28 protein-coding genes are annotated in these 23,907 nt (G+C 69.4%); 13 read left to right on the top strand and 15 right to left on the bottom strand.

The genetic code is table 11. From position 1 onward, the window contains the following. Positions 1-31: 31 nt before the first annotated feature. The 4 genes from ACFY36_RS48010 to ACFY36_RS47995 are packed head-to-tail and all read left to right on the top strand — an operon-like array spanning position 32 to position 2,031. On the top strand, positions 32-787 hold the full coding sequence (locus tag ACFY36_RS48010; RefSeq protein ID WP_499752613.1) for a lytic polysaccharide monooxygenase: 756 nt from the start codon (positions 32-34) through the stop codon (positions 785-787). Beyond that, positions 772-1,317: a DUF305 domain-containing protein gene (locus ACFY36_RS48005; protein ID WP_499752612.1), complete on the top strand. Its 546-nt coding sequence runs from the start codon at positions 772-774 to the stop codon at positions 1,315-1,317. The genes ACFY36_RS48010 and ACFY36_RS48005 overlap by 16 nt, the downstream gene beginning before the upstream one ends. Positions 1,318-1,331: 14 nt before the next feature. Next, complete coding sequence (locus ACFY36_RS48000) at positions 1,332-1,856, top strand: GNAT family N-acetyltransferase (RefSeq protein ID WP_499752611.1); 525 nt, start codon at positions 1,332-1,334, stop codon at positions 1,854-1,856. 4 nt (positions 1,857-1,860) lie between these two features. Then, positions 1,861-2,031 carry a hypothetical protein gene (locus ACFY36_RS47995; protein ID WP_499752610.1) on the top strand — a complete coding sequence of 57 codons (171 nt, stop codon included), beginning with the start codon at positions 1,861-1,863 and terminating at the stop codon, positions 2,029-2,031. A gap of 13 nt (positions 2,032-2,044) precedes the next feature. On the opposite strand, the gene ACFY36_RS47990 is transcribed toward ACFY36_RS47995, so the two are convergent. After that, a complete protein-coding gene (locus ACFY36_RS47990) occupies positions 2,045-3,157 on the bottom strand; it encodes a caspase family protein (protein ID WP_499752609.1) in 1,113 nt (370 codons plus the stop codon). Beyond that, positions 3,154-3,279, bottom strand: a complete 126-nt coding sequence (locus ACFY36_RS47985) for a hypothetical protein (RefSeq protein ID WP_499752608.1) — start codon at positions 3,277-3,279, stop codon at positions 3,154-3,156. The genes ACFY36_RS47990 and ACFY36_RS47985 overlap by 4 nt, the downstream gene beginning before the upstream one ends. 52 nt (positions 3,280-3,331) lie before the next feature. Here ACFY36_RS47985 and ACFY36_RS47980 point away from each other — a divergent pair, with 52 nt between their 5' ends. Continuing rightward, positions 3,332-3,907: an exonuclease domain-containing protein gene (locus ACFY36_RS47980; RefSeq protein ID WP_499752607.1), complete on the top strand. Its 576-nt coding sequence runs from the start codon at positions 3,332-3,334 to the stop codon at positions 3,905-3,907. 7 nt (positions 3,908-3,914) lie between these two features. Here the strand turns inward: ACFY36_RS47980 and ACFY36_RS47975 are convergent, their stop codons facing one another. Next, the gene (locus ACFY36_RS47975) at positions 3,915-4,313 is read right to left on the bottom strand and encodes a nuclear transport factor 2 family protein (RefSeq protein WP_499752606.1); all 399 of its coding nucleotides are present in this window, start codon (positions 4,311-4,313) and stop codon (positions 3,915-3,917) included. A 63-nt stretch (positions 4,314-4,376) separates the two neighbouring features. Between ACFY36_RS47975 and ACFY36_RS47970 the strand changes: the two genes are divergently transcribed. Next, the gene (locus tag ACFY36_RS47970; protein ID WP_499752605.1) at positions 4,377-4,844 is read left to right on the top strand and encodes a TetR/AcrR family transcriptional regulator; all 468 of its coding nucleotides are present in this window, start codon (positions 4,377-4,379) and stop codon (positions 4,842-4,844) included. On the opposite strand, the gene ACFY36_RS47965 is transcribed toward ACFY36_RS47970, so the two are convergent. Continuing rightward, complete coding sequence (locus ACFY36_RS47965) at positions 4,841-5,344, bottom strand: hypothetical protein (RefSeq protein ID WP_499752604.1); 504 nt, start codon at positions 5,342-5,344, stop codon at positions 4,841-4,843. The genes ACFY36_RS47970 and ACFY36_RS47965 overlap by 4 nt on opposite strands. A gap of 35 nt (positions 5,345-5,379) precedes the next feature. Here ACFY36_RS47965 and ACFY36_RS47960 point away from each other — a divergent pair, with 35 nt between their 5' ends. Both ACFY36_RS47960 and ACFY36_RS47955 read left to right on the top strand, forming a co-directional pair. Next, a complete protein-coding gene (locus ACFY36_RS47960) occupies positions 5,380-7,365 on the top strand; it encodes a prolyl oligopeptidase family serine peptidase (RefSeq protein WP_499752603.1) in 1,986 nt (661 codons plus the stop codon). A 9-nt stretch (positions 7,366-7,374) separates the two neighbouring features. Beyond that, the gene (locus tag ACFY36_RS47955; protein WP_499752602.1) at positions 7,375-8,373 is read left to right on the top strand and encodes a hypothetical protein; all 999 of its coding nucleotides are present in this window, start codon (positions 7,375-7,377) and stop codon (positions 8,371-8,373) included. Here the strand turns inward: ACFY36_RS47955 and ACFY36_RS47950 are convergent. The 3 genes from ACFY36_RS47950 to ACFY36_RS47940 all read right to left on the bottom strand — a co-directional run bounded on the left by ACFY36_RS47950 (position 8,360) and on the right by ACFY36_RS47940 (position 11,241). Further along, the gene (locus ACFY36_RS47950) at positions 8,360-9,055 is read right to left on the bottom strand and encodes a phosphatase PAP2 family protein (RefSeq protein ID WP_499752601.1); all 696 of its coding nucleotides are present in this window, start codon (positions 9,053-9,055) and stop codon (positions 8,360-8,362) included. The two genes, ACFY36_RS47955 and ACFY36_RS47950, sit on opposite strands and share 14 nt — an antisense overlap. 40 nt (positions 9,056-9,095) lie before the next feature. Next, positions 9,096-9,674 (bottom strand): redoxin domain-containing protein, encoded by a 579-nt coding sequence (locus ACFY36_RS47945; protein ID WP_499752600.1) that lies wholly within the window; start codon positions 9,672-9,674, stop codon positions 9,096-9,098. 103 nt (positions 9,675-9,777) lie between these two features. Continuing rightward, the gene (locus tag ACFY36_RS47940) at positions 9,778-11,241 is read right to left on the bottom strand and encodes an MFS transporter (RefSeq protein ID WP_499752599.1); all 1,464 of its coding nucleotides are present in this window, start codon (positions 11,239-11,241) and stop codon (positions 9,778-9,780) included. Between the two features lie 80 nt (positions 11,242-11,321). Between ACFY36_RS47940 and ACFY36_RS47935 the strand changes: the two genes are divergently transcribed. From ACFY36_RS47935 to ACFY36_RS47920, 4 genes are all read left to right on the top strand, one after another. After that, positions 11,322-11,777, top strand: a complete 456-nt coding sequence (locus tag ACFY36_RS47935; RefSeq protein ID WP_499752598.1) for a CGNR zinc finger domain-containing protein — start codon at positions 11,322-11,324, stop codon at positions 11,775-11,777. After that, positions 11,774-12,196 carry a GNAT family N-acetyltransferase gene (locus tag ACFY36_RS47930; RefSeq protein ID WP_499752597.1) on the top strand — a complete coding sequence of 141 codons (423 nt, stop codon included), beginning with the start codon at positions 11,774-11,776 and terminating at the stop codon, positions 12,194-12,196. The genes ACFY36_RS47935 and ACFY36_RS47930 overlap by 4 nt, the downstream gene beginning before the upstream one ends. A gap of 56 nt (positions 12,197-12,252) precedes the next feature. After that, a complete protein-coding gene (locus ACFY36_RS47925) occupies positions 12,253-13,881 on the top strand; it encodes a hypothetical protein (protein ID WP_499752596.1) in 1,629 nt (542 codons plus the stop codon). 110 nt (positions 13,882-13,991) lie between these two features. Beyond that, complete coding sequence (locus ACFY36_RS47920) at positions 13,992-14,531, top strand: hypothetical protein (RefSeq protein WP_499752595.1); 540 nt, start codon at positions 13,992-13,994, stop codon at positions 14,529-14,531. A 42-nt stretch (positions 14,532-14,573) separates the two neighbouring features. Here ACFY36_RS47920 and ACFY36_RS47915 read toward each other — a convergent pair whose 3' ends face one another. Beyond that, positions 14,574-14,876 carry a hypothetical protein gene (locus tag ACFY36_RS47915; RefSeq protein ID WP_499752594.1) on the bottom strand — a complete coding sequence of 101 codons (303 nt, stop codon included), beginning with the start codon at positions 14,874-14,876 and terminating at the stop codon, positions 14,574-14,576. A gap of 27 nt (positions 14,877-14,903) precedes the next feature. Further along, a complete protein-coding gene (locus tag ACFY36_RS47910; RefSeq protein WP_499752593.1) occupies positions 14,904-15,470 on the bottom strand; it encodes a GNAT family N-acetyltransferase in 567 nt (188 codons plus the stop codon). Positions 15,471-15,487: 17 nt separating this feature from the next. On the opposite strand from ACFY36_RS47910, the gene ACFY36_RS47905 reads away from it, so the two are divergent. Beyond that, positions 15,488-16,045 carry an HD domain-containing protein gene (locus ACFY36_RS47905; protein WP_499752592.1) on the top strand — a complete coding sequence of 186 codons (558 nt, stop codon included), beginning with the start codon at positions 15,488-15,490 and terminating at the stop codon, positions 16,043-16,045. On the opposite strand, the gene ACFY36_RS47900 is transcribed toward ACFY36_RS47905, so the two are convergent. The 6 genes from ACFY36_RS47900 to ACFY36_RS47875 form a co-directional block, all read right to left on the bottom strand. Further along, positions 15,996-17,321 carry a 6-phospho-beta-glucosidase gene (locus ACFY36_RS47900; RefSeq protein WP_499752591.1) on the bottom strand — a complete coding sequence of 442 codons (1,326 nt, stop codon included), beginning with the start codon at positions 17,319-17,321 and terminating at the stop codon, positions 15,996-15,998. The genes ACFY36_RS47905 and ACFY36_RS47900 overlap by 50 nt on opposite strands. Next, positions 17,305-18,318: a carbohydrate kinase family protein gene (locus tag ACFY36_RS47895; RefSeq protein WP_499752590.1), complete on the bottom strand. Its 1,014-nt coding sequence runs from the start codon at positions 18,316-18,318 to the stop codon at positions 17,305-17,307. Before ACFY36_RS47895 ends, ACFY36_RS47900 begins: the two co-directional genes overlap by 17 nt. Positions 18,319-18,387: 69 nt before the next feature. Further along, positions 18,388-20,607 (bottom strand): alpha-xylosidase, encoded by a 2,220-nt coding sequence (gene yicI, locus ACFY36_RS47890; protein ID WP_499752589.1) that lies wholly within the window; start codon positions 20,605-20,607, stop codon positions 18,388-18,390. A gap of 10 nt (positions 20,608-20,617) precedes the next feature. After that, a complete protein-coding gene (locus tag ACFY36_RS47885; RefSeq protein WP_499752588.1) occupies positions 20,618-21,508 on the bottom strand; it encodes a carbohydrate ABC transporter permease in 891 nt (296 codons plus the stop codon). Positions 21,509-21,511: 3 nt separating this feature from the next. Beyond that, positions 21,512-22,417, bottom strand: a complete 906-nt coding sequence (locus ACFY36_RS47880; protein WP_499752587.1) for a carbohydrate ABC transporter permease — start codon at positions 22,415-22,417, stop codon at positions 21,512-21,514. A 63-nt stretch (positions 22,418-22,480) separates the two neighbouring features. After that, positions 22,481-23,791: an ABC transporter substrate-binding protein gene (locus ACFY36_RS47875; RefSeq protein ID WP_499752586.1), complete on the bottom strand. Its 1,311-nt coding sequence runs from the start codon at positions 23,789-23,791 to the stop codon at positions 22,481-22,483. Between the last annotated feature and the right edge of the window lie 116 nt (positions 23,792-23,907).

The raw sequence follows: 23,907 nt of genomic DNA, 5'->3' as shown, positions 1-23,907 counted from the left end.
TGGGCGGCATCCCCCCATGAAGGAGTGCTTCATGAGACGCAGATTCACCCTCCCCGCATTGACCGTCGGAGCCCTGGTCGCCTCCCTGTTCGTCGCGGTGTCCCCGGCCGCGGCGCACGGTTACATCTCGTCGCCGCCCAGCCGCCAGGCCAACTGCGCCAGCGGCGCCGTGGCGAACTGCGGCGACATCGTCTACGAGCCGCAGAGCGTCGAGGCCCCCAAGGGCTCGAAGCAGTGCAACGGCGGCGGCAGCCGCTTCGCCGTGCTCAACGACAACAGCCGCGCCTGGCCGGCCGCCTCGGCCGGCCAGAACGTCACCTTCAACTGGGTGCTGACCGCCCGCCACTCCACCAGCACGTGGGAGTACTTCATCGGCAACACGCTGCTGGCGTCCTTCAACGACGGCGGCGCGCAGCCCGGCGCCACCAAGTCCCACACGGTCGGCATGAAGGGCTTCACCGGCCGGCAGACCGTGCTGGCCCGGTGGAACGTCGCCGACACGGCCATGGCGTTCTACGCCTGCGTCGACCTGAACATCGGCGGCGGAGGCACGACACCGCCCACCACCCCGCCGACCACACCTCCCACCACTCCCCCGACCACCACGCCTCCCACCACCCCGCCGACGACCACGCCGCCGGCCACCGGAACGTGGCGCGCCGGCACCGCGTACTCCCCCGGCAACGTCGTCACCTACAACGGCGTCTCCTACACCTGCCGCCAGGCGCACACCGCGCTCGCCGGCTGGGAGCCGCCGAACGTGCCGGCCCTGTGGGCGCGAAACTAGCCAAGGCCGCACTGGTCGCGATCCTGCTGGTCTCCGGCTGCGGTGCGCAGCCGGAGACCGGCCCGCCGGCTGCGGCTTTCAACAGCACCGACGTGATGTACCTCCAGATGGGCATGTCCCAGATCGCCGAGGGCTCCTCGGTCACCGCCCTGGCCACCGAACGCGCCACCGACCCGCGCCTCAAATCCCTGGCCACCGAGCTTCAGGCCCAGTGGCAGGAGGAGCTGGCCCAGATGCAGCGCTGGCTGCTCGGCTGGAGCCAGCCCCTGACCGCCCCTTCCACGTCGCACGAGGGCCACGGCGCCCTGCACATGTTGCGGCCGTCCGACATAGCCGAGCTTCGCTCTTCCAAGACCTTCGACCGTACGGCTGTGAGCCTGCTGCTGGGCCACTTGGGCAACGTGGTCGAGACGGCCCGCATGGAGACCACGTCCGGCGCCTACCCACCCGCCCGGGCCCTGGCCGAGACGGCCACGGCCCGCCGCCAGGCCCAGATCCAGACGCTGCTGACGTTGTCCGCCACCCCGTGACCTACGCTCGGCCCATGCCCGAGTTGATCGCCCCGACCCCGCGCCTGCACACGTCCTGGCTGGAGTCCCGCGACGAGTTCGGCCGCGGCACCCACCAGGACGGGGCGGGCCTGCGCCCCACCGACGAGGTGAACACCGAAGCCGGCTTCGCCACCTGGGTACAGCGCCTGCTGACCGAGGAGGACCCGGCCGTCCCCGCCGCCGAGGGCTGGGTGCACTGCTCGTACCGCTGGGTGGTCGAGGACGGGCGTTACCTGGGCGCCATAGCCTTGCGCCACACCCTCAACGACCAGTTGCTCAATTACGGCGGCCACATCGGCTACAGCGTCCGCCCTTCGGCCCGCCGCCGGGGCCTGGCCCGCTGGGCCTTGTCCGAGATGCTCGGCGAGTCCCGCAAGCTGGGCCTCGACCGCGTCCTGGTCACGTGCGACCCCGCCAACGAGCCCTCAGCCCGGACGATCGAGTCCAACGGCGGCATCCTCGAGGACATCCGCACCACCGAGGGCAAAACCGTGAAGCGCTACTGGATCACCCTCTAGCCCCATGCCCCGCTACCGCTGGCGCACCAGGCTGCGCACCCACCTGCCTTTCGCCTTGCAGTCCCTGGCCCCGAAGGGCACCAGGGACTGCGGCGCCCACGACTGGTACAGATCCGAGGGCAACCTCTACCTCTGCTACCACTGCACCGTCGGCCAAAGACAACAGACTCCATGAAACGGCGCGGCGCTCAGCCGGGGTGATATCCGTACTCGGCGAGCCGGTCACCTGCGATCCTCAGCTCTTCCTCAGTGAACAGTGCCGACCAAGGCTCACGCAGAACGAACGCCTCGACAGTGAGGTCGAGGCGGCCCTTCTCCCAGAGCGTGGTGAACCCGCTGGAGACGCTCGAGGTGTGCAGAAGTTGCCGCGCCGCGCCGAGGCCGCCGAGGTTGGAGATCATCTGGATGTAGTAGGTCGCGTTGTAGTTGATCTGGCGTTTCATCGATTGGTAGCCGCTCACCAACGCCTGCTGGAATTGCTTCTCGAGCGCCGCCCGGTCGGCCGGAGTGTCGTCCGGGGCGAGCGGTGCCGCCTCGGCCGCCAGCTTCCGGCCGTTGCGTTCGGCGGGATTGGGACCGAGCGCGACGTGGTCGGCGAGGCCGGTCCCCAGGTGTTGCGGGCGCGGCATGCCGCGCGCTCGCAAGCTGCGGACGAGTGCGGTGTAGATGTCCCGCAATGACAGAAGACGGCCCGCGCCGGGAACGCCCTCGCCGAGGACTCGGAGCAACTCACCGGTGAAAGCCGTGAACTTCTCCCCTGGCGGCGCTATCGACGTCGAATAGGCCGGCGCGGAGGTGAGCGTGTAGGTGCCGCTGATGTCGATCGCGGCGGTCACGGCCGAGGGAACGGAGCTCATCGCGGCGGCCGCGTGGCCGGAAAAACAACAGTCGAGGATCAGGATCCGGTTGTCGGCCGGGCTTTCGGCCAGTGCCGAGCGCAGCCATTCCACTGGCACAGCGGTATAGGCGACGTGCTCCGGATCGGTATCGGCCACCGCGAGATGCAAGTTGCCACTGGGCGTGAGGAGACCGTGCCCGCTGTAGTAGACGATCACGGTGTCGTCGGCCGCGTTGACCGTTGCGGCCAGCGCGGTGCCCACTTCCTGGGGCGCCCGAGGATTGATCACTTGACGACAACGGGAGGCGTCGACCACCCCTGTGTCGGGGTCCGTGAACGCGGCGGCCAGAGCCGCGACGTTGTTGGTCACGGCCGGAAGATCACCGATCGCCGGGCTGGCGAAGCCGGCACTTCCGATCAACAGCGCGCTGGACAGGCGCCGGTCGGGCAGCCGGGTGGTCACGACGATCCGCCGGTCGCCTCGTAAGCCTCGCGGAGCAGTCGCCCGGCGACGTTGGAGTTCGTCGCGTCGATCTCGATGCGACGACCGGCGCTCGGTATCGCTCCGAAGACAGCGGATGCCACGCCCCGCGTGTCTGGGCGGTGGTCGTTCATCTTTGTTTTCTAGCATCGGGCCGTGATCGTGATCTTCGACCTCGAGTTCACCTCGTGGGACGGCGCGCAGGAACGCGGATGGACCGGGCCCGGTGAGTTCCGCGAGATTGTTCAGATCGGTGCCCTGCGGGTCGATGCCGCTCTGACCGTGGACGGCGAGTTCGACGCGCTTGTCAGGCCTGTGCGTAATCCGCGGCTGTCCGGCTATTTCCAGGAGCTCACCGGGATCTCCGCGCAGGCCGTCGCCGAGCGTGGGGTCGGGTTCGCCGACGCGCTCGACGACTTCCTCAAGTTCTGCGACGGGGCCTACACCTTGTCGTACGGCAATGACATGGTCATCCTCGGCGAGAATCTGATCCTCCAGTCACCGCCGGACCGCGCCCCCGCTCAGCCTCTGCCCCCGTTCGTGAACGTCCGGCCGTACCTCAACCGGGCCCTGCCTGTGACCGCCCACCTGGCCGCCGGCAGCCTGGCGCACGCTCTGCGGAGACCTGGTCCGGCTGAGTCCACCCACAACGCCCTGGCCGACTGCTACTCGATTCTCGAGGCCCTGCGCCACCTGCGCGCCGAGGGCCGTCCGATCTTCGCGTTCGAGTAGGGCCGGGTCAGGCGACGGCCTGGGCTATGGCCATGGTGTGCTGATATTCGCGCCAGTGGGCGAGCTTGCCGTCGTGGGTCCGCAGGACGGCGATGAACGGGGCGGCCGCGGTCACCCCGGTCGTGGTGTGGGTGCCGACCAGCTCGTACTCGACGACGATGACCTCGGGGTCGGCGGTCCGGTGCACGATGATGTGGCGGCAGTCGTCGAAGCGTACGGGGAAAGCGGCCTGGCCTTTGCTCGTGAAATCGAGGACCTGGTGCTTGCCCTCGACGCGGGCGGGGTGGCCGGGCGCGGCGAACGGGGTCTCGACGACCACGTCGTCGGCCAGCACCGCGGGGTCGAAGGTGGGCTGGTTGGCCAGCCAGCGGTCGCGCATGCTGTGGAAGATCTCGGCGGGGGTCATGCGAGCCACAATAGTGAGTGGAGACTCATTTTGATACTGCGGGCCGATGCGCAGCGCAACCGCGTGCGGATCCTTCAGGCCGCCGAGGCGGTCTTCACCGAAGGCGGGCCGGAAGCGTCCACCGAGGAGGTGGCGCGGCGGGCCGGGGTGGCGATCGGCACGGTGTTCCGTCACTTCCCGACCAAGCAGGACCTGCTCGTGGCGATCATGAAGCGGCTGCGGGAGCAACTCGCCGCCGAGGCCGGGCGGCGGGATCTCTTCGGCTTCTTCGCGTACGCGGTGGCCCAGGCCGCGGGACGCCGGATCGTGGTCGACATCGAACTCGCGGACGCGTTCGGGCCCCTGGAGGAGTCCGTGGCCGCGCTGCTGCGCCGGGCCCACGCCGACGGGGCCGTCGCCGCTACGGTCGAGCTGCCCGAGGTGATGGCTCTGCTGGTCAGCCTCTGTCAGGGCGCACTGCACCAGCGATGGGACGAGGACCTTCAAGCCCGGACGCTGGCGGTCGTTCTCGCGGGGCTGAGGAGACGCTAGCCGGTCCAGTCGGGCTCCGAGTTCATGTGCCACAGCTGGAGCCGGTAGTGCTCGACCCCCGCCAGGCCTTCCATCACCGCGGCGCTGCTCTCGTAGGTGAAGCCGGGCGCGAACGCCTCCGCGTGTCCCCGCCGCATCTCTTCCCGGCCGGAAGCCAGGAGCCTCGCGCCGTATGTGCCGGGACCGGGCGGGAGCGCGACACCGCGGAGGAACTCCTCCTCGACCGACTTGTCGACGGCCAGGGTTCCCGTCGGCACCAGCAGGCGCCCCTCCCCGAAGGTCATGGCCGGCGGCGGCGGGGCGGGGAGGATCTCGATGTCCAGGGCGATCCGGGCCAGGTCCTGCTCCGTGTTGACCGCCACGACCCCGTCGGCCCAGCCCACCGTGCCCGCGCGGGCGGCGCTGAGCGCGATCTCGAACTCGGCCGGCTCGTCGTAGGCCGGGTCGAACACCAGGAACAGGCGGTAGCTCGCGCTCACCATGGTCCGGAACGACACCATGGCGGAAGGGTAGTACGGCGTGCGAAGGTGGACGGGTGCCTGACGATCCGTACATCTGGCTCGAAGATCTTGACGGGCCTGATGTCGTTCGATGGGTCGGCGAACGCAACGCGGAGACGCTCGGCGTGCTCGGCGGTGACGGGCGGCTCCGGGAGGCGATCCGGGAGGTGCTCGACAGCAAGGAGCGCATTCCGATGCCGGGATGGCGCGGGGACGGCTTCTACTACAACTTCTGGACCGATGCCGACCATCCTCGCGGGCTGTGGCGGCGTACGACCGCCGAGCAGTTCCGGCTCGACGAGCCCGAATGGGACGTGCTGCTCGACGTCGACGCGCTCAATCGGGCCGAGGGTGAGAATTGGACGTGGGGCGGCGCCACGGTGCTGCGACCCTCGTACGACCGCTGCCTGGTCTGTCTTTCCCGCGGTGGCGCCGACGCCGTCGTGGTGCGCGAATTCGATCTGACGCGGCGCGCCTTCGTGGACGGTGGCTTCACGCTGGCGGAGGCGAAGAGCCGCGTCGGCTGGATCGACGCCGACAATCTCTATGTCGCCACCGATTTCGGGCCCGGTTCGCTGACCTCGTCGGGCTATCCGCGCGTCGTCAAGCGCTGGCGGCGCGGCACCCCTCTCGCCGAGGCCGAGCTGGTCTTCGAGGGGCAGCACGATGATGTCTCGGTGGGCGCCTGGCACGACACCACACCCGGATTCGAGCGCGATTTCGTCAGCCGCCATCTCGATTTCTACCGCAGCCAGGAGTTTCTGCGCCTGTCCTCCGGCGAGCTCGTGCGGATCGACATTCCGGAGGACGCCGATTACGGCCTGCACCGCGACTGGATGCTGATTCAGCTCCGTTCGCCGTGGCTGGGTCACCCGGCGGGCGCTTTACTGGCGATTGATTTCGTACGCTTTCTCGCCGGCGACCGCGATCTGACGCTCCTGTTCCGCCCGGACGACCGCACGTCGCTCAGCTCCTCCACGTGGACGCGTCACCACCTGATCCTGGTGACCATGACCGACGTCCGCAGCCACGTCGAGATCCTCACCCCGGACGAGCCCGAGTGGCGCCGCCGGCCACTGCCGGACGCCGGCGGCTTCGCGAGCACCTGGATCGCCGATTCCGATCCGGACCGCGACGACTCGTACCTCATCTGCTCCGAAGGTTTTCTCGAACCGGCCACGCTGAGCCTGGCCACGGCCGGCGGACCGGCCGTGGTCCTCAAGCGGGAGCCGGCGTTCTTCGACGCCGCCGGCATGGCGGTGCGGCAGTTCTTCGCCACCTCGGCCGACGGCACCCGCGTGCCCTACTTCGTCGTCGGCGGCGACGCGGAGGGCCCGACACTGCTGGAGGGGTACGGCGGGTTCGAGATCCCGCAGACCCCCGAGTACAGCGGCGTGTTCGGGCGGGCCTGGCTGGCCCGCGGCGGCACCTACGTCGTGGCCAACATCCGTGGCGGCGGTGAGTACGGCCCGGCCTGGCACCGGGCCGCGCTGCGGGAGAACCGGCCCCGCGCGTTCGAGGACTTCGCGGCCGTCGCCGCCGATCTGGTCGCCCGCGGCCTCACCGCCCCCGGCCGGCTGGGCGCTCTCGGCGGCAGCAACGGCGGCCTGCTGATGGGCGCCATGCTCACCCGACATCCGGAGCTGTTCGGCGCGATCGTGGCCATGGTCCCGATCCTCGACATGCGCCGCTACACCCGGCTGCTGGCCGGCAAGTCGTGGATCGCCGAGTACGGTGACCCCGACGATCCGGCCGACTGGGCTTTCCTGAGCGCCTTCTCCCCGTACGAGAACGTCCGCCCCGGCCTTTCCTACCCGCCGATCCTGCTCGTCACCTCGACCCGCGACGACCGTGTGCACCCCGCGCACGCTCGCAAGATGGCCGCGAGGCTGCGGGAGCACGGATACGAGACGCTCTACTACGAGAACGTCGAGGGCGGGCACGGCGCCGCGGCCGACAACGAGCAGGCGTCGACATTGTGGGCCGTCACTTTGGAGTTCCTCTGGCGGCGGCTCCACTAAAGTCGCACCATGCCGAGAAGCCGTGGCCGGTCGATCCGCGTCCATCACCCCGTGCGTGACCTGACGATGCCGGACTATCTGATGCGTGATGCCCTCGCCTTCGGCGAGGACGAGACGATCCTCGAAGTCGAGGAGTGGGGCAGCGCCTGGCTCGGCGAGGGTTGGCGGGCGGACGGTGAGCATCAGCTCTGTGTCGAGGTGGTCAAGCGGGCCGTGGCCAAGCCGTCGCCGCACGCCCTGGCCGCCCTGGCCGCCCTGCGCCGGGTGGCTCCGCCCGGCGAGGAGAAGCTGCTCGACGAAGCCATCGGGCGGCTGTTCGAGAGCCAGCCGCTGCCGACGTGGTTCGGCACGCCCGTCCTTCCCCCGCTGCGGGCGTGGCGCTCGGTCGACCCGTACGACAGCGAGCATGTGCTCTTCATCGAGTACGGCGAGGACCCGCACCTCCTGATGGCCGAGGTCTATTTCACCGGCATCATCTGGGCCGAGAGGCTGACCGTTCTCCAGGCCGACGCCCTCAGCGCCTGGAAGCGGCCGGTCACCGAGCATCCCGTCGGCGAGATCCTGGCCGAGCTGGCCGACGCGATGCGCGGCACCGACGACGCTCCGTTCCGGCCGGCCGAGGAGGACTACGCCGAGCTGCGGGCGCTGGTCTGGTCGCGCTGCCGGGAGCATCTGCCGGCCCCGCTCGAGCGGACGTCGATGGACGAGACGGAGCGGCTCCGCATTCTGGACGACTTCGAGACCCGCGACCCGGTCGCGCGGTCGCTGGCCGAGCTGTTCCTCGACTTCGGCGACACCTACTTCGCCAGCGGCCCGCTGAAGTGGAGCCCGGCCTGGGTCCGGTTCCTCCTCAACGACTGGGTGCCCGACAAGGGCACTGACCTGGAGCCCGAGGTGCGGGCCGCGCTGCCCGCCGTGCTGCGCCGATGGGTGCGTTTCGTCCTGGAGCGGCGGGGCGTCGCCGAGGAGTGGATCGGGCCGGTGGAGGAGGCGGTCACCGGGCCATAGCCTCGGCCAGGGCCTCGCGGCGCCGGCGGCGGGCCAGGAACGCCGTGGTCGTGGCCGCGACCACGGCCAGTCCGAAGATCCAGCCGCCGGCCACGTCGCTGACCCAGTGCACGCCCAGGCCGACCCGGAAAAGGCCGGTCACCACCGGGATGCCGATGCCGGCGGCCAGCAGCGCGAACCGCAGACGTGGCCGCTGTCGCGTCAGGGGCAGCAGCACCATGAGGACCACGGCCGCGCCGAGCGCGTTGTTCAGCGCGTGCCCCGACGGGAACGAATAGCCGGCGGCCATGGCCACCGGGTCGAGGAACGACGGCCGGTGCCGCTCGAAGAGCAGTTTCAGCAGTACGCCGAGAAGCCCGCCGGCGGCCATCGTGATGCCGGCCCACCAGGCGAGCGGCCGCGAGCCCCGCCGCACCAGCCAGATCACCAGGGCCAGCACGCCGAGCCGCCACACCCACGGGTCGAACGCCAGGCACCACCCGGCCATGAAGTCGACCCAGGCCGGGTGGCCGAGAGCGACGTCGTGCACCGCCGTCGAGACGTCCTGGTCGAGCGCGTGCAGCCAGTCCACGTCGCCGACGACCATGGCCGCGATCACCGCGAACGGCACCAGCAGCACCACGGCTCCGACGGCCGCGACCGCCAGCCGCACTTCGAGCGCGTGTTCCTGATCTCGGCGCATGGGCAAGGCTATACCCCGAACGGACACCTTCTGTTCATGTTCAGGTCAGGCTTTTCACCACGGCCAGGATCTCGGACGGCTCGGGGTAGAAGGCGCCGTCCGGCCGCACATTGGCATAGCGGATCACGCCGGCCCGGTCGGCGATCACCACGGCCGGGAACGGCAGGACCGACCGCTTGGCGCCCAGGATCTTGTCGGCCCCCGGCTCACGGAAGCCCAGGTTGAAGGCGTCGATCAGGGTGTTCCGGGGATCCGAGGCCACGAAGTAGGTCAGGTCGTGGCGGCGCTTGATCTCGGCCAGCCGGTCCGGGATCTGCGGGCTCACGGCGACCAGGTGGGCGTCGGTCTCGGTCAAAGCCGGCATGAGGCGATGTTCATAATCGGCCAGGGCCGCGTTCGACGCCTCGTCCGTGGCGTACCGGAAGAAGACCAGCACGATCGGGCCGGTAGCGCGCAGGCGGTCGAGGTGGATGGGGCCCAGGTCGGCCTCGAGCAGCGTCGCCGACGGCAGCCGGACGCCGGGCTTGACCAGGCGGTCCCAGATGTCGTCGCGGTCGAGGTCCTTCTGGGCCGGACGTCGCGAAACCGGCACTGTCGCCTTGTGGGCGGCCGTAGTCATCGCGTTTACCCCCGGTTCATTTACTATCAATCAGATAGGAAAACTATTCTACCGGCACGGAGAGTGCAGCGACAAACGAAAGGGCCTATGTGACCGAAATCGCCTACCCCGTCATGACCATATCGGACGGTTCCCGGCCGTCCTCTCGCACCGGCCGGGAAGTGGGCCGCAACACTTTCCAGGCCAGCACGGCGGCCACGGCCACCAACAGTGCGGAAACCACGGACACCAATGCGAAGCCATTGATGTACGCGGCCTGAGCGCCGCCCTCGTTCACGGTGCCGACCGCTTCCGCGAGCGTCCCGCCGCCGGAGAAGCCGTGCCGATAGACGGCCACCCCGACGGAACCGAGAACCGCGATTCCCAGCGCCCCGCCCAGCTCGGATCCGGTCTCGGTGACCGCCGCCGCCATTCCGGCCCGCGAGGACGGGACCGACGACACGACCAGGTCCGTGCTGAGGATGTAAACCGGGGCCAGCCCGATCGAGAAGATCACCGTTCCGGCCACGACGAAACCGAGCCCGGTGAACGCCATCGCGGCGAATCCCACGCTCATCACGGCCAATCCGGCCGCGATCACCCGGCCGGACGGGAACCACCGGGCCAGCAGGGGCCCCAGCAGCGACGACGCCAGGAAGCCGAGGACCGACGGCAGCGTCCACAGCCCCGCCGTCATCGGGCTCATGCCGAGCACGAGTTGCAGATATTGGGCGATGGCGAGCTGGGTGCCGTAGAGCACGAAGTACGACAGCGCGTTGCCGGTCAGGGCCACGCTCACCCGGGACGACCGGAAGATCGCCAGGTCGAGCAATGGCGCGGCCGTGCGCTTCTGGCGGCGTACGAAAAGAACCCCGGCAAACGCCGCCAGCAGCACTGAGAGAACCGGCAGGAGATGCCACCCTTCAGCGGCCAGCTCCTTCAGTCCGTACACGAAAAGAAGCACCGCGAGCAGCGACAGAACCGCACCCGGAAAATCGAAGCGCCCGGCCGCCCGGTCGCGCGACTCCGGCAGCAGCACCGGCCCGAGAACGAGCAGCAGCACGCTCACCGGCACCGCGATCACGAAGACCGACCCCCACCAGAAATGGGTGAGCAGAAAGCCACCGGCGAGCGGCGACAGAACACCGCCGAGCGAGAAGCTGGCACTCCACACCCCGAGCGCGATCCCCCGCTGGCGCGGATCGGTGAACATCGCCCGGATCAGCGCCAGCGTCGACGGCATCAGCGAGGCCCCGGCCAGCCCCATGAGCACACGGGCCGCGATCAGCAGCCCCGGCGTCGGCGCGAAGGCCGCCAGCAACGACGCCACACCGAACGCCCCGCCACCGATCAGAAGCAGTCGCCGCCGCCCGATCCGGTCACCGAGCACCCCCATCGCGATCAGCGCGCCGGCCACCACGAACACGTAACTGTCCATGATCCAGAGCAGCTCGACCCCGCTGGGCCGCAGATCGGCCGCGAGCTGCGGCGCCGCCAGGTTGAGCACCTCGGCGTCGAGCGACACGAGCAGGCACGGCAACGCCAGCACCGCCAGTCCCGCCCAGTGACGTGCCGTCGCCATGACCATCTCCTAACGCGTTGACTCCGTTCATCACGTTACGCCTCCGCGCAACGCAATCAACCCCCTGAACGCGTTAGACTTATGACGTGCGGATCCCGGAGATGACCCCGGCCGAGGTGGTCACGCTGGTCAACGAGAGCGGCACCCTGCCGTGCCGCATGGACGGCCGCGCCCCGGCGGCGCCGGCCATGACCGCGCTGGCCGACGAGCTGCACCCGATCTTCGCCACCACCGACCAGGCCGCGCGGGCGGTCCAGGTCACCGCGCTGCTCCAGCTTTCGGGTGTACGCCCGGAACTCGACGCCGCCCTCACCGAATGCTGGACGGTCGACGACCCGGCCCAGGCCACGCGGGCCGCCGCCGCCCTGGCCCTGCGCCACCACTTGTCCGCCCACCCCGGCCGCCTGGGCGTCTGCGCCGACGTGCAGTGCGCCGACGTCTACGTGGACGCCTCCCCCGCCGGCAAGCGCCGCTTCTGCTGCCTGACCTGCCAGAACCGAGCACGGGCGGCCGCCTTCAGACGCCGCCACGCCACCCCGTGACCGCCCGGAGGGCCACCACGGCCGACATTCCGGCGCTGGCCGAACTCCAGGACATCCCCCCGCCCGGCGTCACGGCGTTCGCCGACTGGACGGCGGCCCACGCGGAAACCCACCTGCCGTTCGTCGCCGACCTGGACGGCCAGGTGGTAGGCGCCGCCTGGCTGCTGATAGCCGAACGGATCCCCCGCAACAACGCCGCGACCCGCCTCCACGGCGACATCCAGTCGGTGATGGTCCGCGAGCCGTTCCGCCACCGGGGCATAGGCACGGCCTTGATGTCCGCGATCCTGGCCGAGGCCCGCGCCCGCTCCCTGTCCCACGTGACCGTCCACTCCGGCCGCCGAGCCGTCGGCTTCTACTTGCGCAACGGCTTCACCCACCACCGCCAGCTCCTCCTCTGGGAGCCGATCCCTCCCTGATCTCTGTACCCTTTCGGGTGGGAACGCCGGGCTTCTCTCCTCGATACGATGCGGCCATGGCGCCCTCGCAAGCCCGCCGTCGACGATCGCCCGAACCGACGGGTCCGGTGCCTGGTGGCTATCGGGTGCGGGTCGGCTGGCTTCTGCGGATCAACCGCCTCTACGGCGAGGACGAGAGCGCCGCGGTCGCGGTCCAGTTCGGCCGGCGCTTCAGCGGAACATGTCTCCATCGCCCGGTGGACGGGCCGACGATCTCACATTGGGAGGCGGGCAGCCGCCCGGCCGGCCACCTGGCGATCCGCGGATACGAACACCTGCTCCGGCTTCCGTCCCGGACGTTGGTGGCGGTCGCCGACGCCGCACGATCCATGGACGACGGGCCCGCCCCGCTGGACGCCTTCGATCCCGGCGAGGCGGAGACGGAACAGCGCACCGAGGACCTGCTGCACCGTGCGCTCGAGGGCGACGTGCTGGACGGTGGCGACTGGACCGATCTGACCGGCACCCTGCGCGCCATGCCGTCAGTCATGCTGTTTCCCCGCGCCACCTGGTCACGGCTGGCCGAACGCCTGCTGGACGAAATGATCATCGCGGAGAGCACCGGATGGCTCCAGCGCATGGAGGCGCTGCACAGCCTGCTCCGGCACCCCAAGGGGCAGCCCGCGGTGGTCCACGCCGTCGGCGACCTGGTCAGAGACAGCACCAACCAGGTCTTTGTCGACCCGCTGACGCTGCTGGAACCGGCCGACCACCCCGAGGCCACCCGTCACCTTCTGCGCCAGATCGCCGACCCGACGAACGACCACGCCTGGCGCGGCGCGTGGTGCTCGGTCGCCGAGAAGATCCGCCGCGACCAATTCAGCCCCTCCGAACTGGACACGCTGAGCCGGCAGGCCGCCGACCTGCTGTCCGGAAACGAGCCGCACCCCGGTTGCCGGGTCGCGGCGGCGGAACTTCTGCGCCAGACCCGCGCGGACGTCGCGTCCAGGTTCGCCGGAGTGCTGAGGAAGGCCGCCGACGAGGACGCCGTGACCCGGCATGTGCTGCGCCGCGGCCGGATGGCCACCGCCGAGGCGACCACCGTTGTCATCGGGCGTCTCGCCGGCCAAGCCGTCAGTCGTCTGCCACGGGACGGACAGGCGAAGGACCCGACACTGGAGGTCCTGCTCGAGGAGATGCTCTTTCACCCCCAGGTCTCCCGCCGGCTGCTCGCCGCGCAGTTCATCGAGGCCACCCCGTACCGCACGCTGATCGCCGGCTCGCTCGTCGCCGAGCTGCGCAAAGGGGCCGTCTCCTCGCCCACTTTGACCTGCTCGATCCTCCAAGCGCTGAGCACACTGGGCGACCCGGACGCCCGGCCGTCGGTGGAGAACCTCGTTGTGGCCTCCGGCATGCCACCCGAGGTGGCCGAAGCCGCCGCCTGGTCCCTCGCCCATCTCCGCGGCGAGAGCCCGGCGGTTTTCTGGTCGGCGGCGCTCACGCGGTACCTCGGAAACGCCCCGGCCGGCCCGTCGCCACTCTCCCGGTCCGCCGCGCGCGGTCTCGTGTACGGGCTCGGCATCAGCCGCGACACCTCGATGCTGCGGCAGGTCAGCTCGAACGTCGCGGCCGAACCCGCCGTCCGCGCCGCGGCCGCCTGGTGGCTGAACAAGCCGCGCCACGTGCTCGACAGCACAAGCCGCTGACCTCCACGGCCTTTCTTGCCGACCGGCCGCCGATCCGCAAGAAGCCGGCCGGCCGGCGCACGTTGCCCCTACAGTCCTGCCGGAATTCGGCAACCACGTGGAGGAAACGCATGACGCTCGACGAGCACAAGACCGCCATCCGAACGGCGGTCATCAGCGGCGTCGCTGTGATCGTCGCCGGAGTTGTCAGCGCAATCGTCAGCGGCGTGCTCGGCTTCGGCCCGTCGTTCTGGACCGACCTTCTCGAGCGAAACCCCAAGATCCAGCCCCGCACCCTGTCCGTGACCGTCCCCGACGACGGTCGGCTGCCCGCCTCCAAGATCGACGTCACGGTTCCCGACGCGAGGCCCAAGCCGGGCGAAAGCCTCTGGCTGGGAGTGCAGAACCTCAATGACACGACCTGGTACCTCCGCCCGTGCACCACGGACAACGCGGGCAAAGGCACATGCTCCGACATCACTGTCGGCCTGACGGTGACCACAGCCGGCCGGTGGCGGATGAAGGCGGTCATAGTGAACGACAGCGGCCACGAGAAAATCGTGAAGGCCAAGTCGGAGCACACCGGAAGCCTCTACACCTGGCTCGACGACGACCTCGTAGCCAGCGGAGATGCTACGGGCCACCGGGAACCAGCCGTGCGAAACGGCTGATCCACCGGAGGGCCTACCTTAAGCGACAGAGCTCCCAGTCACTCACGGTCCACCCCGCGCCCAGGAATGCGGCAGCCGCCCACCAGCTTCTCCCACCACCGCCGGCTCCTCCGCGAGGAGCCGCCGGCACCCCGGGAAACCTGATCGAAGGCGGCCACCGCGAAATCGGGCCGAGCCGTGCTCGGTGACGTCACGACCCAGGATCTCGCGGGCGCTTCCCCGAAGGTTCGCCCAAGCCTCTTCGTCCGGCGCCTCGCCGGAAGAGTCGTCCTCGCCGAGAGCTTCGAGCACCTCTTCCCACGACAGCTCGGCCGGCTTGTCGAGAAATGTCAGGTCGTAGCTCATCCCTCGAATCTCTCAGACCCCCGAGGATCAGCGAATGCGGGCGTGCAGATGCATGTCGTGGCGGCCGTCCTCGTGGATGGCGCTGCTGCGGCGGGTGCCCTCGTGGACGTAACCCGCCTTTTCCGCCACCCGGCATGACGGCATGTTGTGTGTCGAGTGGCTCAACTCCAAGCGGTGGAAGCCCACCCCGAACGCCCACGACGTCAGCGCCGTCAACGCTCGCGGGGCCACCCCGGCGCCCCGGGCCTGGGGCAGGACCCAGTAGGCGCAGCCGCCGTTGCCGTCGGAGAAGTTCCAGCGGCGCATCGCCAAGCGGCCCAGCACCTCGCCGCCGGCGCTGGTCACCGCCCAGTGGCCGCCGCTCTCCCGCTTCCAGTCCTGCTCGTATTGCGTGAACCACTCCAGGACGTCCTGCGCCGAGTCCGGCCGGTAGGTGTGCCAGCGCTGGATCGCCGGGTCCCTGTACGCGCCGAGGAAGGCCTCCACGTCGGCCGGCTTCCACGGGCGCAGGATCAGGCCGCCCTCGGCGGTCAGGGTCGGCTGCGGGTTAGCGCCGAGCGAGCCGGCGGCGATGGCCGGCGTGGTTGCGAGCATGTCCCTATTCTCGGTGCGTGCTTCTCCGCCCGCTGCCCCCGGAAGCCGCCGCCCTGCTCGACGAGCTCGGCGCGCCGCCCCGGCTCGTCGCTCACCTTCGGCTCGTCCACGACGTGGCCGTCCAGCTCACCGATTGGCTTGGTCCCGGTGAGTACGACCGCGAGGCCGTCCTGTTCGGCGCCGCCACCCACGACATCGGCAAGGTCGTGCACCCGGAGGAGCTGTCACGTCCCGGGAACCTGCATGAGGCCGCCGGTCACCAGCTCCTGCTGGCCCGCGGTGTGCCCGGGGACCGGGCGCGCTTCGCCGGCACCCACGGCGACTGGCACCGGCCCGGCATCCAGCTCGGTGACCTGATCGTCAGCCTCGCCGACAAGGTCTGGAAGGCCAAGCGCGTCCCCGATCTGGAACAGCTGGTGATCGCCACCAGGGGCCAGGAGCCGTGGCGGGCCTTCATGGAGCTCGACGATCAGATCGACCGGATCTCCGTCCACGCCGACGCCCGCCTCGCCTACCAGAATCAGTTCAGCGTAAGTACGCCAGTTCCGGGAAATTCGCCTGATATCCGGTCATGAGGCGCCGGGCCACCGGCACCGAGTCGATCAGCGGATGGGAGGCCAGCGCCCGCACGGCGACCGACCGCGAACCCGAAGCGGCCGCCGAGAGGACCGCCCGCTCGGTGGCCTTCAACCGTGTCACCAACTCGGCGCCGTGCGACGGGATCGACGCCCCGGGCAGCGGCCGCGCCCCCGAACCGTCGACCGCGCACGGCACCTCCACCACCGCATCGTCGTCGAGCAGCGGCAATGTCCCCTGGTTGCGCACGTTCAGGATCAGCGATGTCGGCTCATCGCGCGCGATCGCCAGCATCAGCGCCAGCGCCACGTCCTCGTAACCGCCGCCTTCGGCGTCGTCGCGTTCGCCCAGGCCCTCCATCGCCATGTACGTCGCGTCCCGCTGGCGGCGGGCCGCGTTCCACGCGTCCAGCGGCGACGACTGGGACGTCAACATCGCATAGCATTCCCGCTGCTGTTTCAGCAGATATTCGCCGCGCGTCTCCGGCGCCGCCAGTTCCGCCTTCACCAGGGCCGCGTGGTCGTAGTAGTAGTGCAGATATTCGTTCGGGATCGCCCCCAGCTCTTGAAGGCGAGCGGCCCCGAAAAGCCGTCCTTCTTCGAAGGACTCGAGCGCCGGGGGCGACGCCAGCAGCCGCGGGAGCATGTCACGCCCTTCGTGTTGTACGCCCGTGAGCCATCCCAGATGGTTGAGTCCCGCATAAAAAATCCGCGACGACGAAGGCACCCCCAGCGCCCGGGCCACCCGCCGGCCCAGGGCCGACGGCGAGTCGCAGATGCCGATCACCTTGTCGCCCAGGTGAGCCGCCATCGCCTCGGTGACCAGCCCGGCCGGGTTGGTGAAGTTGATGACCCACGCGCCCGGCGCCACCAGTTTGATCCGCCGGGCGATCGCGTCGGCCACCGGAACGGTCCGCAGCCCGTACGAGATGCCGCCCGCACCGACCGTCTCCTGCCCGAGCATGCCCTCGCCGAGCGCGACCCGCTCGTCGATGACCCTTCCCTCGAGCCCGTGCACCCGGATGGCGCTGAACACGAAGTCGGCCCCGGTCAGCGCCTCGGTCAGGTCCGTCGTCGTCTCGATCGACGGCGCGCCCGGCGAGGTCAGCGCCTGCGCGTGCAGCACCCGGGCGATGGCCGCCAGCCGCCCCGGGTCCACGTCGTGCAGCACCACGGAGCCGATCGGCGACGATGGCGACAGCAACGCCCCGTACACGAGCGGGACCCGGAAGCCGCCCCCGCCCAGAATGACCAGCCGCTCAGTGGACATGCGCATCCGACAATCTCGCGATGGTGGCGCCCGCGCGGCGCACGGAACGCTGTTCGCCGCGGGGAATGACATCCTCCAGGAACGCGTAGTCCCGGGAGCCGGACGACCGCCACCAGTCCGCGATGTCGCCCCATCCCGGCGCCGACAGCGATCCCCCGAAATGCTGCACCGACAGGGCGGCGATCAGGTTGGCGAAGGCCAGGGTCTGCCGCAGCGGCCATTCGTTCAGCGTGCCCACGATCAGCCCGGCCGTGAAGACGTCGCCCGCGCCGGTCGGGTCGAGGGCCGGCACCGGCACCGCCGGCGCGTGCACCGTCTCGCCCGTGCGGGAGTCGTGCGCGATCGCCCCGTCGCCGCCGCAGGTCACCACGACCAGCGGAGCCAGGCCGGAGAGCCGGCGCAGCGCCTCGTCCGGGGTGGCCGCCCGCGTGTACTGCATGGCCTCGACCGCGTTGGGCACGAAGGCGTGGCAGTCCTCGAGGGTGTCGAGGGCCGAGGCCGGCCACGCGTCGCTGGCGTCCCAGCCGACGTCGGCGAAGACCAGGGTGCCGGCGTCAGCCGCCCGCCGTACCCAGGGAAGCCGGTCCTTGGTCAGGCTGACCGAGGCCGCCCGCGCCGCCGGCAGCTCGGCGACCAGGCCGTCCGCGTTGACCGGCAGCGGATGGCCGTGCGTGATCATGCTGCGGTCGCGGTCGTAGGCCAGCGACACCGTGACCGGCGAGTGGCCGTCGACGCGGCGGGACGCGGACAGGTCGATGTTCTCCTGCGAGCAGAGGATGCCGGCGCAGAAGTCGCCGTACGCGTCGTTGTTGAGCGTGGTGCCCAGGCCGGTGCGCAGGCCGAGCCGGGCGGCGGCCACCGCGAGGTTGGCGACGCCGCCCGGGCAGGAGCCCATGCCGGAGGCCCACACCTCGGTGCCGGGCTCGGGCAGTCCCTCGAGCCCGGTGAAGATGATGTCGAGGTAGACGACGCCTGGGACGAACAGGTCCAGTGCCGGGGTCATCTGGAGATCCTATGTCGCGCCGCTGGTAGCGGGGCCGGGATGCGGCCCCGCTCACGTTTCAGCGAGCGTTCAGCCGGCCCAGCTCGACTCGTCCGCGCCGAGATCGAAGACCCGTCCGCCGACCTCCACCCGCCACGGCAGCGACGGTCCTTCCCGGTCTACCCGGATGCTCCCGTTCTCGGCGGAGACATCAAAAACGGAAGAGCCGACCCTGATTGACGTACGCCCGGAGAACTCGAACAAGCGCAACGTCACGCCGTCCTCGAAGACGTAGTCCGGGCGGTCGGCCACGGCGCCGACCGGGATCACCGCGCCCGGCCGCACCAGCAGCGGCACGCTGTCGAAGCCGTGCACCTCGTGCTTCCAGCCGGGCCCCTCGACGACCTCGCCGGTCTGCCACCGCGTCCACTTCCCGGCCGGCACGTAGTAGCTGACCTCGCCGCCCTCGCTGAACACCGGCGCCACCAGCAGGTCACCGCCGAGCAGGTACTGCCGGTCGAGGTGCGTCACCGCCGGATCGCCCGGGAACCCGACGACCATCGGCCGCATCACCGGGAGGCCTTCCTCGTTCGCCTGGCGGGCGGCTTCCCAGAGGTACGGCATCAGGCTGTACTTCAGGTGGGTGAAGGACCGCAGCACGTCCACGGACTCGTCGTCGAACAGCCACGGCACCCGGTAGGAGTGGTTGCCGTGCAGCCGGCTGTGCGACGACAGCATCCCGAACGCGATCCACCGCTTGAACACGGCCGGGTCGGGCTTGCCCTCGAACCCGCCGATGTCGTGGCTCCAGAACCCGAAGCCCGAGCTCATCAGCGACAGCCCGCCGCGAAGGCTCTCGGCCATCGACTCGTAGGTGGCCGAGTTGTCGCCGCCCCAGTGCACCGGGAACTGCTGGCCGCCCACGGTGGCCGAGCGGGCGAACAGCACCGCCTCGCCCTCGCCGCGGTGCTCCTTGAGCACGTCGAAGACGACCTCGTTGTAGAGCTGCGTGTAGTAGTTGTGCATCCGCTCGGGATCGGAGCCGTCGTGCCACACGACATCGGTCGGGATGCGCTCACCGAAGTCCGACTTGAAGGCGTCGACGCCCATCTCCGCGAGTGTGGACAGCTTGGCCGCGTACCACCGGCGGGCCTCGGGGTTCGTGAAGTCGACCAGCGCCATCCCGGCCTGCCAGCGGTCCCACTGCCAGACGTCGCCGTTGGCCTTTTTGACGAGATATCCGTTGGCCACGCCCTCGGCGAACATCGCGGAGCGCTGGGCGATGTACGGGTTGATCCAGAGGCACGTGCGCAGGCCACGGTCGTGCAGCCTCTTCAGCATGCCCGGCGGATCCGGGAAGATCGCCGGGTCCCACTCGAAGTCGCACCAGTGGAACTCGCGCATCCAGAACGTGTCGAAGTGGAAGACGCTGAGCGGCAGGTCCCGCTCGGCCATCCCGTCGACGAAGGAGGTCACGGTCTCCTCGTCGTACGGTGTGGTGAACGACGTGGTCAGCCACAGGCCGAACGACCAGGCCGGCGGGAGCGCGGCGCGGCCGGTCAGGGCCGTGTACTTGCGCAGCACGTCGGCCGGCGTGGGTCCGTGGATCACCAGGTAGGACAGGGTCTGCCCGGCCACGCTGAACTGCGTCCGGGACACCATCTCGCTCGCGACCTCGAACGACACCTTGCCCGGGTGGTCGACCAGGACCCCGTACCCCCGGTTGGTGAAGTAGAACGGGACGTTCTTGTAGGCCAGCTCGCTGCTGGTGCCGCCGTCCTCGTTCCAGATGTCGATGCTCTGGCCGTTCTTGACGAACGGGCCGAAGCGCTCGCCGAGCCCGTAGACCGCCTCGCCCACGCCGAGGTCGAGCTGCTCGTGCACGTAGCTCTCGCCGTCGGCGGTGTCGACCACGCCCATGCCGCGCCAGCCGGTCCCGGTGATCCGCCTGCCGTCGACGAGGAAGTCCAGGCCCCAGCCGTCATCCTTGAACTGGGCGGTCAGGGCGCCCGAGGTGATCGACTTCGCGTCGACCGCCACCGCGTGATCCTCAGTATTTATGGCGAAATTTGGGCCTTTGGCGACGCCGCCCAGGAAGTGCCCGAGGGTCACCCGGATGACGTCCGGGGCCGGGGCCTCCAGCTTGACGGTGATCAGCGGCGCGTCCAGTGTGTCCGCGCGAGCGCGTACCGGCTTGGTCGTGGCGTACGCGGTCAGGCTGTTCTCGCCGGCCTCGGTGTCCCGCAGCTGGGACGGATGCAGGACCGTCAAACCCTGGCGCTTGAGCCAGTACCCGTCGGTGAACTTCATAGGTGTCCCTTTACTTGATCGCGCCGGCGGTGATACCGCGAGTGAGCGTGCGCTGGAAGATCAGGAAGAAGAGCATGGCCGGCAGGATGCCGATCAGCGCCGAGGCGCTGGTCGTGGTCGCGTCCATCAGGCGGTCGCCCTGCAGAACGCCCAGGGCCACCGGCACGGTCTGCTTGTCGTTCGAGATCAGGAAGACCAGCGGCAGGAAGAACTCGTTCCACGTCCAGATGAAGAAGAAGGTGAACAGCACGCCGAGCGTGGGCATGCTGACCGGCACGACGATGCGCCACAGGGTCCGCCACCGGCCCGCGCCGTCGACGGCGGCCGCGTCCAGCAACTCGATCGGGAACTCGGTGTAGACCGAGGTCAGCAGGTACGTCCCGAAGGCGGCCTGGATGACCGTGAAGATGATGACGATCGAGATCAGGTTGTCGTAGATCCCGACCTCTTTGGACAGGAAGTACAGCGGGTAGACCAGCACCTCCTGCGGCAGCAGGTTGGCCACCAGGAAGAAGACCAGGAACCAGATCCGGCCCTTGACCCGGCCGATGCCCAGCGCATAGGCGTTGAGGATCGACAGGAGCACGCCGAGCACGGCCACCGTGAAACTCGTGATGAAGCTGTTCCAGAGCTTGGTGCCGAAATCGACCCGGTTCCAGAAATTGACGATGCCGTCCCAGTACAGGTGCGTCGGCAGCGACAGCGGGCCGCCGCCGGCGTAGTCGGCCGGGCTCTTGACCGCGTTGACCGCCACGACCAGCAGCGGCGCCACGACGAGCAGCAGCAGGATGAGCAGAGCGGTCAGGATGCCGAAGCGCACCGGGTTGCGGCGCTTGAGGGCCTTCGGCCCCGGGTCCTCGGGGTGGTCGGTCATGACCGGCGTGCTCGCGGTGACGGTCATGGGTCAGCCTCCGTTCCGCTCGGCGCGGTTCTGCAGGCGCAGGAAGACGATCGCCAGCACGATGATCAGCACGGTCAGCACGGTCGAGATCGCCGAGCCGTACCCGACCTGGGCCTTTTCGAAGAAGTTCTTGTAGGCGAAGTACGACGGCACGAGCGTCGCGTTGCTCGGCCCGCCCCGGGTCAGCACGAACACCTGGCCGAAGATCTTCAGCGCGGCGATCGTGGTGGTGATGAGCACGACGTAGAACTCGGGCCGGATCATGTAGACGGTGATCCGGCGGAAGCGCTGCCACCAGGTGGCGCCGTCGAGGTCGGCCGCCTCGTAGAGCTCGGGGTTGATCCGCTGCAGGCCCGACATGAACATGACGATCGGATAGCCGAGCTGGAACCAGATCATCACGCCCATCACGCTGTAGAGCGCGTACTTCGGGTCGCCCAGCCAGTTCTTGGCCAGCCCGCCGAGCCCGATCGATTCCAGGATCTTGTTCAGGGCGCCGTACGAGGGATGCAGGATCCAGCCCCAGACAATGCCGGTGACCGCGACCGGCAGCACCTGCGGCAGGTAGAAGCCGGAGCGGAAGAAGCTGGCCCAGCGGTTGCTGAAGTGCTTGGCGATGTAGTCGAACAACAGCGCCGCCAGCACGAGCCCGAGGAAGGTGGGTATCACCGCCATCGCGACGATCAGCAGGATGATGTGGCCGAACGAGGCCCAGAAGTTCGCGTCCTGGAACAGCCGGGTGTAATTGTCGAATCCGATCCAGGTCGGGCTGCCCACACCGGTCCACCGGGTGAAGCTGGTGTAGACGGTCATCACGAGCGGCACCACGATGATCGCCACCGACAGCACCACGCCCGGGATCAGGTAGACCGCGTAGCCGCCCCGGCTGACCTTGCTGCTGCCGGCCATGGGGACGCTCCCTTCTCTCTTGCTTGTTCGAGGGGGCGGCTCGCGCCACCCCCTCGAAGGCGACTACTTGCCGAGGTCGGCCAGGTTCTCGTTGTACGGCTTGGCGATCTCGTCGAGCATCTGCTGCGGGGTCTTGGAGCCGTTGATCAGGCCCTGGACGCCGCCGACGAGCACGTCGTAGTAGCCGGGGGCCGGCCAGTCCGGGTAGAAGGCGAGACCGTCCTCGGAAGAGATCTTGTTGAAGTTCTCGATCAGTTCCTTGTTCTTCGGATCGGTGATCGCCGTCGGGTCGGCCGCCACTGGCACGCCGCCGTTGTTGCCGAGCAGCGCCTGGATCTCCGGCTTCATGGTGATGTCGATGAAGTCGTACGCCAAAGCCTTGGCCTTGCTCTTCTCCGGCACGACCCAGAGGTTGCCGCTGGAGCCCGGGTGGAGCTTGTTGCCGGGGAACAGGAAGGTGCCCCAGTCGAAGTTCTTGATCTCGTTGACGAACCGGCCGTACCACCAGCTGCCGGAGATCATGATCGGGTACTTGCCCTGGGTGAAGGCGACGCCCATGTCCTCGGCCTTGATGCCGGCCGAGTCCTTGCCGATGTAGCCCTTCTTGACCCAGTCGGCGAACGTCTCGGCGCCGTACTTGAGCTGCGGCCCGTTGAAGTCGACCTTGTTCTTGTAGAGCTGGTAGTCGTCGACGAACGCCCGGTCGGCCTTGGACAGCGCGAGCTCGTAGAAGATCTGCTGGGCCGGGTATTCGGCGCCGCCGACCGACAGCGGGGTGACGCCCTTGGCCTTGAACGCGTCCATCACCTTGGTGAACTCGTCGAGGGTGGTCGGCACCTGCAGGTTGTACTTCTTGAACTCGTCCTTGTTGTAGTAGACCTCGACGTACTCGCCGTAGTTCGGGATGCCGTACGTCTTGCCCGAGCCCATGATGCCCTGCTCGTCGTACTTGGCGGTGGTCTGGAGGCTGCCGGTGAGCGCCTTGTCCCAGCCGCGCTTGGACGCCTGCTCGGACAGGTCGGTCAGCAGGCCCTGCTTGGAGAGCAGACCCGCGGTGGCGTTGCCCTTGTTGTATTCCATGATGTCCGGGGCGGAGTCCGAGTTGAGGATCATCTGGGCGTTCTGCTGGATCTGCTCGAAGCCCTTCTCCTCGAACTTCACCGTGACGCCGGGGTGCGAGGACTTGAACTCCTCGATCGCCTTGTTCCAGGCGATGCCCATGGCGCTGGTCGGGCCCTCGTAGTGCCACAGGGTCAGGGTCTTGGCGTCGGCCCCTTCGTCCTCCGATCCACCACCACCGCCACAGGCGGTGAGGGCGAGCGAAGTGGCCAGCAACAGTGCACCGGCCGAGAGGCCGGCTCGCGATCGAATCATGGATCGTCCTCCGGGAGGGATTCGTGGGGGGGGGGGGGGGGGGGGGGCGCGGGCGCGGGCCCGGGCGGGGGGGGGGGGGGGGGCGCGGGGCGGGGGCGGGGGGGGGGGGGGCGGCG

The sequence above is a fragment of the Actinoplanes sp. NPDC000266 genome, from assembly GCF_042899005.1.
Lineage (GTDB): Bacteria > Actinomycetota > Actinomycetes > Mycobacteriales > Micromonosporaceae > Actinoplanes.
The sequence above is the reverse complement of the archived record's forward strand: the minus strand, read 5'-3'. Positions and strand labels throughout refer to the sequence as shown.

Excerpts from the sequence above, each read along its gene's own strand:
- ACFY36_RS47900 (WP_499752591.1), bottom strand. The coding sequence starts at position 17,321 with ATGCGCATGTCCACTGAGCGGCTGGTCATTCTGGGCGGGGGCGGCTTC.
- ACFY36_RS47975 (WP_499752606.1), bottom strand. The coding sequence starts at position 4,313 with ATGACCCCCGCCGAGATCTTCCACAGCATGCGCGACCGCTGGCTGGCC.
- ACFY36_RS47925 (WP_499752596.1), top strand. The coding sequence starts at position 12,253 with ATGGCGCCCTCGCAAGCCCGCCGTCGACGATCGCCCGAACCGACGGGT.
- ACFY36_RS47950 (WP_499752601.1), bottom strand. The coding sequence starts at position 9,055 with ATGCGCCGAGATCAGGAACACGCGCTCGAAGTGCGGCTGGCGGTCGCG.
- ACFY36_RS48010 (WP_499752613.1), top strand. The coding sequence starts at position 32 with ATGAGACGCAGATTCACCCTCCCCGCATTGACCGTCGGAGCCCTGGTC.
- ACFY36_RS47875 (WP_499752586.1), bottom strand. The coding sequence starts at position 23,791 with ATGATTCGATCGCGAGCCGGCCTCTCGGCCGGTGCACTGTTGCTGGCC.
- ACFY36_RS47885 (WP_499752588.1), bottom strand. The coding sequence starts at position 21,508 with ATGACCGTCACCGCGAGCACGCCGGTCATGACCGACCACCCCGAGGAC.
- ACFY36_RS47910 (WP_499752593.1), bottom strand. The coding sequence starts at position 15,470 with ATGCTCGCAACCACGCCGGCCATCGCCGCCGGCTCGCTCGGCGCTAAC.
- yicI (WP_499752589.1), bottom strand. The coding sequence starts at position 20,607 with ATGAAGTTCACCGACGGGTACTGGCTCAAGCGCCAGGGTTTGACGGTC.
- ACFY36_RS47945 (WP_499752600.1), bottom strand. The coding sequence starts at position 9,674 with ATGACTACGGCCGCCCACAAGGCGACAGTGCCGGTTTCGCGACGTCCG.
- ACFY36_RS48000 (WP_499752611.1), top strand. The coding sequence starts at position 1,332 with ATGCCCGAGTTGATCGCCCCGACCCCGCGCCTGCACACGTCCTGGCTG.
- ACFY36_RS47880 (WP_499752587.1), bottom strand. The coding sequence starts at position 22,417 with ATGGCCGGCAGCAGCAAGGTCAGCCGGGGCGGCTACGCGGTCTACCTG.
- ACFY36_RS47895 (WP_499752590.1), bottom strand. The coding sequence starts at position 18,318 with ATGACCCCGGCACTGGACCTGTTCGTCCCAGGCGTCGTCTACCTCGAC.
- ACFY36_RS47920 (WP_499752595.1), top strand. The coding sequence starts at position 13,992 with ATGACGCTCGACGAGCACAAGACCGCCATCCGAACGGCGGTCATCAGC.
- ACFY36_RS47940 (WP_499752599.1), bottom strand. The coding sequence starts at position 11,241 with ATGGTCATGGCGACGGCACGTCACTGGGCGGGACTGGCGGTGCTGGCG.
- ACFY36_RS47915 (WP_499752594.1), bottom strand. The coding sequence starts at position 14,876 with ATGAGCTACGACCTGACATTTCTCGACAAGCCGGCCGAGCTGTCGTGG.
- ACFY36_RS47955 (WP_499752602.1), top strand. The coding sequence starts at position 7,375 with ATGCCGAGAAGCCGTGGCCGGTCGATCCGCGTCCATCACCCCGTGCGT.
- ACFY36_RS47965 (WP_499752604.1), bottom strand. The coding sequence starts at position 5,344 with ATGGTGTCGTTCCGGACCATGGTGAGCGCGAGCTACCGCCTGTTCCTG.
- ACFY36_RS47995 (WP_499752610.1), top strand. The coding sequence starts at position 1,861 with ATGCCCCGCTACCGCTGGCGCACCAGGCTGCGCACCCACCTGCCTTTC.